Below are 12,854 nucleotides of genomic sequence, written 5' to 3'. Positions count from 1 at the left end.
GAATTTATTTTTGGAATTTGATGTTCGAAATACTGTCCAGCTCTTTTTTGAGCGGGGTCATATAGGCTACGAAGCGCGGCTTATGCTTTGCCGACATCGGCTCGGAGCTTGGCAGCTTTTGACGCAGGGCATCCACCTGCACGCCATTCTTCCAGAAACGGTAGCATACGTGCGGCCCTGTTGCAAGGCCTGTACTGCCTACAAGCCCTATAACGTCGCCCTGGCTTACCCTCTGCCCCTGCCTTACCTTGATCTTCGACATGTGCAGGTACTGGGTAGAATAGGTGCCGTTGTGTTTCACTTTTACAAAGTTACCATTACCCGAGGTATAGCCTGTGCGCTCTACAACGCCGTTGGCCGTGGTCATGATGGGTGTACCGTGAGGTGCGGCATAGTCGGTGCCATTATGTGCCTTCCACGTCTGCTGTACCGGATGGAAACGCTTTGGCGAGAATCGGGAACTGATACGGCTAAACTGCAATGGCGCCTTCAGGAACATGCTCTTGAGCACCTTACCTTCCTCGTCGTAAAAGTCATATCGCTTTGCGTTCTCATCCTGTTTGAACGGGAAGGCATATATTTTTTTGCCCTTGTATTCAAAGTAAGATGCCTCGATGTTGTCAAGCCCGGCATATTGGGTACCGTCGATGTATTTTTCGTTTACCGTTACGGCAAATTTATCACCTTTTTGAATTTTAAAGAAGTCGATGCTCCATGCATAAATTTCGGAGAGTTCGTGTGCCAGCGCGGGAGTTGCACCTGCCTTGGAAAGTGTTTCCGCCAGCGAGCCTTCAATTTCGGCAGCGATGACACGGCGCTTAATGGTAACGGGCTTAATAGTTTTTGTAGCTTTTGCTATGGAGTCCCGAAGATCAACAACATAATAGCTCATGTTGTCGGGCTGGTAGATGAATACCTGCAGCTTGTTCGGGGCAGATCTGTCTTTCAGCATTGTGAACGGCTTGCCTACGCGGATGTTACGCAGGTCGAAAGAATCTTTAATGGCTTCGGTGATCTTATGTACCTGTGCGCCATCGTACCCTTCTTCGCTCAAAAGTTTCCCAAACGTATCCCCATTGTTAATGGTATCGCGCACCACCTTGAATTCTTCGAGCGTAAAGCCGAATTCTTTGGTCACGGGCGCGACAGGTTTGGCAACAGGCTTAGGCTTTGTGGTTTGTTCGTCTTCCTTACAGGCAAATAGCGTGAATAGTAATAGTATGGAGGCCAGGTACTTCAATTGTGCTCACTTGTTTATTCAATTATACATTCTCTCCCCACGACTTCAATTCTTCCTCGCTCCACAGCTCAGGGAAAAATATCCTGCGCTGGTATTTGGGGTGCATGTATTTTTTCCAGTCGCTTCCGCCGGTAGCTTCCTGCGGCCCGGAAACGCTTTCAATATATTTTTTTGCGGTATTAAGATGGCCCATAACCCACGTCACGTTCACCGTATAGTCATAGTGGCGCATGGCTTTTATGAGCATTGCATCTTTTTGATCGGCTTCCGGCAGCTGCCTGAATTTTTGCCAGATGTTGATGGTGTTGTATTCTTCCATGTGCCGAAGGAACTCTCCCTTGTACTTGCGCTCAAATTCGGCAAGCAGGTAGCTCTTTTCGCCGGTGTGGTAGTCCTTGCCTGCCGCCTGCCAGTATAGGTGCTCCAGCGCGTGCTCATAGGACGTATTGCGGTCTATGGTAGCGCGGTAGCGGTAATCGATAAGGTTAATGAGGTCGGTGCTGGCAAATTCTATAAGGCGGTACTGCGCGCTCTGGAAGCCGCTGGCCGGGGTAAGGGTATTGCGGAACTTCATGTACTGCTCTACCTGCATGCCGTCGCCCATAATGTCGAACGAGGTGGTCAGCATGTCAAAATAGCGGCTGATACGCATCAGCTTTTCGGTAAAAAAAGAAGTGGAAGGCGCTTCGTTGTGGCAAAGCTGCTCCACTTCCCAAAGTATCATTTTAAACAGCAGCTCGTTGATCTGGTGGTACATGATGAACACCATTTCGTCCGGCAGTGTGGTTCTTTGTATCTGCAAATTAAGCAGTGCATCGGTCTGGATGTAATCCCAATACGTTATCGGCTTAGCCCAAAGAAGTCCTTCGAGGTGGGTTTCTGTCTTTTGGTTTATTGCCCGGAATTTTTCATCAAGGTCGTTTAATTTTTCCTGTATCGGGGCTGTCAACTCCATGCTTATTTCTTTTTAACCGTGAACGGATGGGCAAGTCCCCTGTAGGATTCAAGGTCTGCTTTCAGCGACCCAACCGCAAGGCTTGCTTTGATACGTACCGGGATTTTATTATCATCGTCTGAAACCCAGACCGTTAAACTCTCTTCCTCTTTGAATACACGACCCGACTGGACCATAGGCCTGAACACCATCGTGGAAACGGTTCCAAATTTAGTTTTTATATCTTCTTTGCCAATGTATTTCAGCTTAAATTTTATCACCTCATCGTCAAAAAACATATCAAGCGCTATGTACTCATTGACTTTCATCGTATTGATGGCGGGGTGGTTCCTAAGGTAATAGAATGCCGAAACGACATCCTGTACCTTTTCAGGAACGGAATAAGTCTTTTCCTTATTCTTCTTCCTGTCCTTTACGGTAACGGTATTATTTGCCTGCTGGAAAAAAGCCTCCTGGTGTTTCTCATACCCGCCCTCGTCGATCTTGCGCAGGTGCTGGTAGGGCTTGCTGGTCGCTTTGTCGAAATAGCTTTCGTAGGTATCGTCTACCTTAAAGAAAAATTTGGTCATTCCGGAAGTATAGCCCTTACCTACTACGTGGTGGATCTTCTTACCGTTCCTCAGTGCTTCCTTAACCTCCAGTGTCGCATAACCGGCATTTACAACCCCATAATGGATGCGGAACTTAAAATATTCCCCCGTTGTAAAAGCCCCCTGTGAAAATGCATTGCAGGCCGTCAGAAGCAAAATCATTGCTATCAATCTTCTCATGGTAATTTTTTGTTTTTTGTGGATACCTGCCATAATTGCAATTTCTGTTCCAAAAATACTAAAACAAAAAAACCCAGTCAAAATAATGACCGGGTTTTTATGCTATTAACCAACCAAAAAACTATAAATTATGAAAATTTACTTTAAAGACCGGGGGCCTATGACCTCCCTCCGATTTTCGAGTGCAAAAGTAGATGCTTTATTGAAGAATAATTTATAAAAATTATACTTTAACACTTATTATGCAAAAAATAGCCTTTTGGAAGATTGAAAATTATACATCTTTCAAAAAAAGAACATTTTTATAGCGTTCCTCTCAATGCCTGTTCGCGTTCTATGCTCTCAAACAGCGCTTTAAAGTTCCCCGCGCCAAATCCGCGGGCACCCATACGCTGGATGATCTCATAAAAAAGCGTTGGCCTGTCCTCTACCGGCTTGGTAAATATCTGCAGTAGGTAGCCTTCTTCATCAGCGTCGATCATAATGGCCAGCTCCTCCAGTTTTTCCATATCTTCCTTCATCATACCCATGTGCTTGCCAAGGCGTTCCGGTATGGCCTCATAATAAGAACGCGGCGGACGCGAAAGGAACTCGACGCCCCTTGACTTCAGGTCCGATACCGTTTTGATGATATCATCTGTAGCGATCGCGATATGCTGAACGCCCGGCCCTCCGTAAAAATCAAGGTATTCCTCGATCTGCGAACGCTTTTTGCCTTCAGCAGGCTCATTGATCGGGAACTTGATCCTACCGTTGCCATTGCTCATTACCTTACTCATCAGTGCCGAATATTCGGTATTGATCTGCTTGTCGTCAAACGACAGGAAGTTCACAAAGCCCATTACCTCCTCATACCATTTTACCCACGTGTTCATTTCGTTCCATCCCACGTTGCCCACCATGTGGTCTACATATTTAAGTCCGGTCGGCTCCGGGTTATAGTCGCTCTTCCACTCACGGTAGCCCGGAAGGAACACACCGTTGTAGTTTTTACGCTCTACGAACATGTGTACCGTTTCGCCATAAGTATAGATACCGGCACGCACCACTTCGCCAAACTCATCAGTTTCCACTGTTGGTTCCATGAATACCCTGGCACCACGTTTGGTCGTTTCTTCGAACGATCTGCGGGCATCCTCTACCCAAAGGGCTACGACTTTTACGCCATCGCCGTGCTTTACGAGATGGTCGTTAAGCGGCGAATCGGCAGTAAGCGGCGTAGTAAGAACGATGCGGATCTTGTCCTGGACCAACACATACGACGCGCGGTCCCTAAGGCCTGTTTCCAATCCGGCATACGCTAATGACTGGTAGCCGAAAGCCGTTTTATAATAGTGCGCTGCCTGCTTGGCGTTGCCCACAATGAATTCTACATAATCAGTACCCATAAGCGGCAGGAAATCCTGCGCGCCTTCAAATATTTTTTCGAGTCCGTACTCGACACTTTTAACTTCTTTTTCCATTAGTTTATGTTTTAATTAACTGACGTGGTGTCAGTTGTTGTGTTGTTGTTGTTCCTCTCCCAGGCCTCTCCAAGGAAGAGGGTAACGGTATGGATATTGTCTCTGACCTCAAGCCTACCCCCTCTCCAAAGAGAGGGGCATTGGAGCGTGAAAATCGTGGTGAATAATTTATCGGTGCAATGTATCTGCTCCCCTCTCCTTCGGAGAGGGGCTGGGGGTGAGGTCTGTTACTCTACCCACGATCTATAATACTGCCCGTCATCAAGGCCCATGGCCTCTTCGGTTACCATCAGCGGGCGGAAGGTATCTACCATCACGGCCAGCTCCTGGGTTTCAGTATGACCTATGCTTCGCTCCATCGCGCCAGGTGCAGGACCGTGCGGGATGCCTTTCGGGTGCAGGGTAATGTGGCCCTGCTCAATGTTGTTGCGGCTCATGAAATCGCCATCCACATAGTACAACACCTCATCGCTGTCGATGTTGCTGTGGTTGTATGGCGCCGGTATCGCTTTCGGGTGGTAGTCGTACAGCCTTGGGCAGAATGAGCACACTACGAATGTAGATGTCTCAAATGTCTGGTGTACCGGAGGCGGCTGGTGTACGCGCCCTGTAATAGGCTCAAAATCATGGATACTGAAGCCGTACGGGAAGTTGTAGCCATCCCACCCTATTACGTCGAACGGGTGCGTGGCATATACCACTTCATGCATCATGCCTTCCTTTTTTATCTTGATAAGGAAATCACCTTTCTCGTCATACGTTTCCAGTTCGTTAGGCAATTTGAAGTCCCTTTCGCAAAAAGGCGAATGCTCCAGATGCTGGCCGCTGCTGTTTTTATAACGCTTAGGTGTATAGAACGGCGCTATGGATTCTACATAAAAGATACGGTTATCCTCGGTCTCAAATTCGATCTGGTAGATCATCCCGCGCGGAATGATAAGGTAATCGCCGTACTCAAAGGATATGTTGCCCATAAAGGTGCGCAGCTTGCCCTTGCCTTTGTGGATGAAAAGCATCTCATCGGCATCGGCATTTTTGTAGAAATATTCCCTCAGGGATCTTCTTGGAGCTGCCAGTCCTATGATACAGTCACGGTTTACCAGCATGGCTTTGCGGCTGTCCAGGAAGTCATCTTCAGGCTTCAGCTCAAAGCCTTTGAAAAGTAGTGATCTGATGTTCTTGCCGATCGCGATCTTTGGCTCTACAGAGTAGGATCTCAGTATCTCCTTTACCTGCGTTGGCCTGTGCACATGGTAGGAAAGCGATGAATGACCATGGAAACCCTCGGTACCGAACAGCTGCTCGTAGTAGAGGCCGCCATTGGGCTTCTCGAACTGTGTGTGACGTTTTTGAGGGAAATTTCCCAGTTTATGATATATAGGCATATTTGAAATGATTAGTATTAAACAATAGTCCGCATACCACTATTGCCTCATTCCGGATTTCTCTTAATGAGGTATTTTAAATATCCTAATAAACCGGCCCATTGTGAGTTCATATTACAAATATCGGAAAATTTTGGTTTTTTGATTGAATATTAGCGAAAAAAATGTCTGAAGTCTTGCGATCTGATCCGTGTGCCTTCATATCTGGCACCGTACTTCCACCATCTTACACAACAAAAAAATCCCGACAGTTTTCACTATCAGGACTTCAGGTGTGTTTGCTTGTATAAGATCTTATAGTTCTGTATTATCGATCGGCGGGTTAGCCAGCTTGCTCTTACGCTTACCATAGGAGAAATATACCAATATCCCTACCACAAGCCATGACAGCGACAGCAATTGCGCATCTACGCTCAGGTTGATCATCAGGTAGATGTTGATAGCGATGCCACAAACCGCGATCACCGGAAGTGCGGGCACTTTAAAGGTGCGCTCCAGGTGCGGCTGCTTTATCCTTAATATCCACACCGCAATGCATACCATTGTAAAGGCGAACAACGTACCAAAGCTGGTCATGTCGGCCAGTTTACTGATCGGTGTAAAGGCAGCTACTATAGAAATGAAAGTACCCAATATGATAAGGTTCCTTTTTGGCGTGCCTGTTATTGGGTGGACCCTTGAGAATACAGGAGGGATAAGGCCATCTTTTGACATACCAAGGAAGATCCTCGACTGCCCCATGATCATTACCATCAGTACCGAGATCAAGCCTATAGTTGCGGCAATGGTGATGATATATCCTGCCCAGGCCTGCCCTGCAATATCAAATGCATAGGCTACCGGAGCCTTGATAGCTTCAGGATAGGCGCCCTGCGGGTCAAAATTCTGGTAATCCATCATACCTGTCAGCACCAACGATACCATGATGTAAAGCGCCGTACAGGCAAGTAATGATGCAATGATCGCAAATGGAATGTCTTTTTTAGGATTGATGGCTTCACCGGCCTGGGTAGAAACAGCATCAAAGCCTACATAGGCAAAGAATATCGCTGCAGCCCCGGAAATGACACCGCCAATACCATAAGCCTCGTGCGGCTTTCCGTCAACCATTATAGTCTTCGCCTCGGGAATGAATGGCGACCAGTTGTCCATATTGATAAAGAAAAGCCCCGCCACGATCACGAATATTACAGCAGAAACTTTAAGTATTACAATAAAGTTATTCGCTTTTGCGGCACCCGATGTTCCCCTTGTAAGGATCCCCACTACGAACAGTACTATGAGTAATGCCGGAAGGTTCATCGAGAAGCCTTCGCCGGTATAACTTGAAGGGTCGGTGGTGAGGTAGTCGGGGAGCGATATCCCGAACATATGGAGCATCTTATTAAAATATCCCGACCAGGACACGGCAACCGTCATTGATCCCATGGCATACTCGAGGATAAGGCCCCAACCAATGATCCAGGCAAATACCTCGCCTATGGTACCATAGGCATACGCGTAAGCAGAGCCTTCTACCGGAAGTATGGATGAAAATTCAGAATAGCAAAGCGCCGCGAATACACAGGCAATACCTGCTATAACGAACGAAAGCGCCAATGCAGGCCCCGCGTGGTTGTAGGCACCCGTACCCGTAAGTACGAAGATACCGCCGCCAATAATGGCCCCGATACCAATGGCCGTAAGACTCCACTTTCCAAGTACCCGCTTTAATTCACTCTTTTTCATGTCTGCCTCAAAGGCAGAAACAGGTTTGACTCTCCACTTAGACATATAGATTTGTTTTATTAAAGTCCCAAATATAGGGTTTTTAATAAAATTATGAAGTTTTTAACTGTAAAAGGTTGATTTGTTTATTCGTTGATACGGTTATACGTTTATTTAATGGATTTGTTACGAATAGATCTGCTTTATTCCACCCCGGATATATAAACACATGAACAAATAAACCTGTCAACAACCAATTAAAACCAAAAGCCAACGCTTACCCATGTAGTATGCTTGTGGGTTTCGGGCGACCAGCTGTGCTTGAGCTCCAACGGACCAATGATCGTTTCCATGCCATAGCCAAGGGCATATCCGCTAAAGCTTGGCCAGGAGAACATCAGACCTTCCTCATACAGGTTGTAGCCAACATTGGCATAATTGGCAGAGAGGTTCAGGTGGTTTTTCCTGGCAAACTCATAATCGAGGGTCGCCATGCCTTTTATGTAGCTGTTACCCGATATGGTCAGGAAATCATAGCCGTAAAAATGCCGGAAGCTGTTGGTCATATAATATCCGTAGCCCCCAAGCATAAAGTCGAAAGTAGGCACCTGGTTCTCCCCCAGTGAAAGGCCTGTTTCCGACTGCAGCTGGAGCGTAAGCCCGTTGCATAGCGTTTTGGCAGTGCCTATCTCCCCTTTTATAAGCGTAAAACGGTCAAATCCGCCGGTATAGTCGGATGAATATACAAAAGCTTTTGCCTCTCCCGAAAAGAACCATCCTTCGCTTGGAAAATATTGGCTGTCATAGGAATCGAACTTAAGATAGCCATAGAGTGAGAGATAGTCGCTATCGTCAAACACCGGGTCGATGTCCTGGATCGTTTCCGATCTTATCTTTACATGCTTGTACTCCAGGCCTCCTCCCAACAGGAACCGTTGCGCGAATATGGTTTGCAGGTAGATCTGGTTGGTCCAATCGGAATAATCCACATTTACCGACTCGACACCCAAAATATCGCTAAACTCGCCCACAACATAATCAGACGAAATATTGCGGTTAAAGCCGTTAAAGTGAGAGTGCAGTCCGTAACTGATGTAAAAACCGTTGTCAATATAATAATCCAGGTTATAACGAAAGTTGTCTCCCAAGATCACGTCTACCGAAGCTACGTCGTTGCGGCGTATCAGGTTTTTTTGCGTTAGGTTCACCAGTATCGCGCTTTTATAGAGCCCGTCATAATGCAGGCCGAATTTCAGGTAGCGGTCTACCGGGTTCTCTGTTAGCTTAAGATTGAGTACCTCGCCCCTGTTGCCTTTGTCGAAGCAATACGAAATGCCCGTAAAGTTTTGCGTGGCATTGAGGTTGCTGATACCGTTATTGAAAATATCGTACGTGATCCTGCTTCCCGGCTTAAAGCTCAGCTTGCCTATAACATAAGCACGGGTATAGTTGTTCAGTCCATTTATCCTGATCTGCTCCACATACAGCGAATCCTGTACCGGCACACGCTCTTTTTCTATCCTGTGCCCAACGCCCAGTGGCCGCAGCCTGTCAATGATCGCCCTGCCCGCTTCCTCACCTTTCTTTATGATATCGATGCCGTCTTCAAAAGACACCACCGAAAATCCCGAAATGTCGGGCTTGATGTAGATATCCGTCATAGCGCGCTTATCTTCCATCTTTTGGATCATCTGGTAATTGTTTATCTGGATGAGCACACCCGTAGCGCCCTTTATCTGGTCGCGGGTCTTGAGCGGATCCTGCACATCCACACCGATAATGATATCGGCACCCATTTTCTTGACCTCCTCAATGGGATAATTATTGCTCACGCCCCCGTCGATGAGCAGCCGCCCGTCAATTTCCACAGGGGTGTACAATGATGGGAATGCCCCGCTGGCCAGGATCGCATCGGGCAGGACACCGCGGCGCAGCACTACCTCACGACCTGTTTCAATATCGGTCGCAATACAGACGAACGGAATGGGAAGGCTGTCGAAATCGCGTATGTGGCGCACGTGATCGGTAAGGCGGTTTACAGTGGTATAATTGTAAAGCCCCTTGGATAATGCGGCAGGGAAGCCAATGCGGAATTTTTTAAACGGAAGACTGAGCGCGTACAGCTCGTCGTTGCGCTTCTCGAAAAAGTTCTTGGAACCGCGAGGCGTATAGTCACGGAGGAGCGCATCGGCATCCAGCACACGGAATATCGAGTCCAATTCAGTAGCCGAGTAGCCCGCCGCATATAACCCACCCACAATGGCCCCCATGCTGGTACCGCCTATGTAGGAGATCTCAACGCCCTCTTCTTCCAGCACTTTCAGGACGCCTATGTGTGCGAGGCCTTTGGCACCGCCACCGCTCAATACTACGCCCACTTTGGGTTTGCCCTCCTTCTTCTCCTGCCCTTTCACAGAGCAGAAAACAAGCATGCATGACAGCAGGAGAAAAAATTTGTTCATTATTTTGTATTCGCCTTATAATATTCCGTGATCTTTTTTGCCTTACTCGGGCCTACAACCTTCGCGATCTCCTCTTCGGGCGCTGCCGTAAGCCGCTTTACCGACTTGAAATGCGTGATCAGTGTTACCATGGTCTTCTCCCCTATGCCGGGAATGCTGTCCATCGAGGTTTTCAGCGCACCCTTGCTTCGCTTGTCGCGATGGAAGGTGATCCCAAAGCGGTGCGCCTCGTTCCGCAGGTGCTGTATGATCTTGAGCGTTTCGCTTTTCTTATCTAAGTACAGCGGTACCGAGTCGCCGGGATAGAAGATCTCCTCCAGCCTTTTTGCAATGCCCAATATAGTGATTTTCCCACGCAAGCCCAATTCATCGATGCTTTTTAACGCCGAAGATAATTGCCCCTTTCCACCATCAATGATGATCAGTTGCGGCAGGGGTTCATTTTCTTCCAAAAGCCTTTTGTACCGGCGAAAGACAACTTCCTCCATCGAGGCAAAATCGTTAGGGCCGTCAACGGTCTTTATGTTGAAATGGCGGTAATCCTTTTTGCTGGGCTTGCCATCCTTAAATACCACGCACGCCGCAACGGGGTTGGTCCCCTGTATGTTGGAGTTGTCGAAACACTCAATGTGCCGGGGCTCTTCGGGCAGGCGAAGATCTTTTTTCATTTGCGCCATGATGCGGTTGGTATGCCTGTCCGGGTCTACTATCTTTATCTGCTTCAGCTGGTCGAGTCGGAAATAACGGGCATTGCGCTCGCTCATGTCGAGTATCATCTTTTTATCGCCCAGCTTGGGCACGGTCACATTTACGCCTTCGCCCAGCTCGAGCGGAAATGATGCCAGTATTTCTTTAGACCGCAGGTGGAAACGTTCGCGCAATTCAACCACGGCCAGTTCCAGCAATTCTTCATCCGGCTCGTCCAGCTTTTTCTTTATCTCCATGGTATGGCTGCGGATAATGGCACCGTGCGATACCTGTATGAAATTCACATAGGCCATGCTTTCGTCAGAAATAATGGAAAATACATCAAGATTGGAGATCTTAGGATTGAATACCGTGCTGCGCGACTGGTAATTCTCGAGTATGTCCATTTTTTCCTTAATTTTCTGGGCCTCCTCAAATCGCATATCCACGGCGAACTCCTGCATGCGCTTTTTAAAATCCCTGAGACTCTCCTTAAAATTACCTTTCAGGATTTCGCGAATCGCATCCACGTGATGCTGGTACACTTGAAACGGCTCATGGCCTTCACACGGGCCTTTGCAATTGCCTAAATGGTATTCCAGGCAGACCTTATATTTACCCGAACGGATGTTCTGCTCGCTCAGGTCGTAGTTGCAGGTCCGGAGCGGATATAGTTCCTTTATCAGGTCGAGCAGCGTATATACTACCTTGAAAGTGGTGTATGGCCCATAGTATTCCGAACCGTCCTTGATGATCTTTCGTGTGGAGAATATTCTGGGAAATGGTTCTTTTTTGATGCATATCCACGGATAGGTCTTGTCGTCTTTAAGGAGTACGTTGTAGCGCGGCTGCAGCCTTTTTATCAGATTGTTCTCCAACAGCAGTGCCTCGCTTTCGGTTAGCACTACAATGTGCTTTATGTTCACGATCTTGCGCACCATCACATTGATGCGGCCCGAATCGTGCATTTTATTAAAATATGACATCACCCTCTTTTTCAGGTTCTTCGCCTTGCCCACGTACAGCAGTTTGTCGTCTTTGTCAAAATACTGGTAAACGCCGGGGCTGTCAGGTAATGTTTGTATCTGTAGGTCTAAAGGGGTATTCATGGTGCAAAGTTAGTGAACAAATCAATCGTGTGCACTGGCCATTACAATAAGGTTAGCAGTTTTTCATCTCAATAACTTTCACTACTTTTAGCCTTTCGCAACAGCCTATGGACTACCTTAAACTTGTAATACTGGACGAAGAGATAAAGCCAGGCGACAGCAAGACCATTAACATGGAAATTGCCCGCCTGTATACCATGACCAAGCTCAAGATCCCTATAATCGTAGAGCGCTCCAATGTTGATGGCCCTGTAGTGCTTTTCTCCGCAGGGCTGCATGGCGACGAAATCAATGGCATGGAGATCGTACGGCAGCTTATCGTCCGTAACATCAACAAGCCACAGATCGGCACCATCATCTGCATTCCTGTTATTAATGTCTTCGGGTTCGTTAATAAGAGCCGTGAATTTCCTGACGGGCGCGACCTCAACCGCGTGTTCCCCGGCAGTAAGAACGGATCGCTCGCCAGCCGCTTCGCCTATTATCTTTTAAAGGAGATCATTCCCAACGTGGATTACTGCATCGATTTTCATGCCGGTGGGGCCAGCCGCTTCAACGCACCGCAGGTACGCATCGTACCTAATAATGCCGAATTAAAAGAGATGTCCGATGTATTCAACGCGCCGTTCACATTATACTCAAAGAATATCAACGGCTCCTTCCGAAATTCCTGCGATAAGCTGGGAGTTAAGATGCTGCTGTTCGAAGGCGGGAAATCACTTGACATCAACGATGACGTCACCCAGCACGGAGTACGCGGCGCCAAGAGGTTCCTTGCCCATTTCGGGATGCTCGACCCTGCCAAGAAAGCCCAGCCTGCCGACCGCCCAACCATTTACATTGATAATTCGACCTGGATACGTGCACGAAATTCGGGCCTTTTCCAGAATAAGACCAAGGCTGGTGAGTTCGTGAAAAAAGGCGAGGTCATTGCCTGCATCACCGACCCTTTCGGGAAATTCGAGAAGAAAGTAAAAGCGCCTAATACAGGGTATATCATCAATTCGAACGACTCACCTATAGTCTACCAGGGCGATGCGATATTTCATATCTCGCAGAGGATGGTATAATTTCGG

Annotated in this window: 9 protein-coding genes; 1 reads left to right on the top strand and 8 read right to left on the bottom strand. The window is 47.6% G+C overall.

Annotated features, from left to right (window positions below):
* Positions 1 to 4: 4 nt before the first annotated feature.
* The 8 genes from ACT6R0_RS16925 to uvrC all read right to left on the bottom strand — a co-directional run bounded on the left by ACT6R0_RS16925 (position 5) and on the right by uvrC (position 11,778).
* Positions 5 to 1,240: a peptidoglycan DD-metalloendopeptidase family protein gene (locus ACT6R0_RS16925; protein WP_444655015.1), complete on the bottom strand. Its 1,236-nt coding sequence runs from the start codon at positions 1,238 to 1,240 to the stop codon at positions 5 to 7.
* A 22-nt stretch (positions 1,241 to 1,262) separates the two neighbouring features.
* Positions 1,263 to 2,195, bottom strand: a complete 933-nt coding sequence (locus ACT6R0_RS16920) for a tryptophan 2,3-dioxygenase family protein (RefSeq protein WP_444655014.1) — start codon at positions 2,193 to 2,195, stop codon at positions 1,263 to 1,265.
* 2 nt (positions 2,196 to 2,197) lie between these two features.
* On the bottom strand, positions 2,198 to 2,965 hold the full coding sequence (locus ACT6R0_RS16915; RefSeq protein ID WP_444655013.1) for a DUF3108 domain-containing protein: 768 nt from the start codon (positions 2,963 to 2,965) through the stop codon (positions 2,198 to 2,200).
* A 302-nt stretch (positions 2,966 to 3,267) separates the two neighbouring features.
* Entirely contained in the window at positions 3,268 to 4,428 is a 1,161-nt protein-coding gene (gene hppD, locus ACT6R0_RS16910; protein ID WP_444655011.1) for a 4-hydroxyphenylpyruvate dioxygenase, read from the bottom strand.
* A 227-nt stretch (positions 4,429 to 4,655) separates the two neighbouring features.
* A complete protein-coding gene (locus tag ACT6R0_RS16905) occupies positions 4,656 to 5,813 on the bottom strand; it encodes a homogentisate 1,2-dioxygenase (RefSeq protein ID WP_444655009.1) in 1,158 nt (385 codons plus the stop codon).
* A gap of 294 nt (positions 5,814 to 6,107) precedes the next feature.
* On the bottom strand, positions 6,108 to 7,586 hold the full coding sequence (locus ACT6R0_RS16900; protein WP_444655007.1) for an APC family permease: 1,479 nt from the start codon (positions 7,584 to 7,586) through the stop codon (positions 6,108 to 6,110).
* Positions 7,587 to 7,777: 191 nt separating this feature from the next.
* Positions 7,778 to 9,982 (bottom strand): patatin-like phospholipase family protein, encoded by a 2,205-nt coding sequence (locus tag ACT6R0_RS16895; protein ID WP_444655005.1) that lies wholly within the window; start codon positions 9,980 to 9,982, stop codon positions 7,778 to 7,780.
* Positions 9,982 to 11,778, bottom strand: a complete 1,797-nt coding sequence (uvrC, locus tag ACT6R0_RS16890; RefSeq protein WP_444655003.1) for an excinuclease ABC subunit UvrC — start codon at positions 11,776 to 11,778, stop codon at positions 9,982 to 9,984. The genes ACT6R0_RS16895 and uvrC overlap by 1 nt, the downstream gene beginning before the upstream one ends.
* A gap of 107 nt (positions 11,779 to 11,885) precedes the next feature.
* Here uvrC and ACT6R0_RS16885 point away from each other — a divergent pair, with 107 nt between their 5' ends.
* Entirely contained in the window at positions 11,886 to 12,848 is a 963-nt protein-coding gene (locus ACT6R0_RS16885; protein ID WP_444655002.1) for a succinylglutamate desuccinylase/aspartoacylase family protein, read from the top strand.
* Positions 12,849 to 12,854: the final 6 nt, after the last annotated feature.

It is taken from the genome of Flavobacterium sp. (assembly GCF_052437795.1).
Lineage (GTDB): Bacteria > Bacteroidota > Bacteroidia > Flavobacteriales > Flavobacteriaceae > Flavobacterium.
This window is presented reverse-complemented; position numbering and strand designations above follow the sequence as displayed.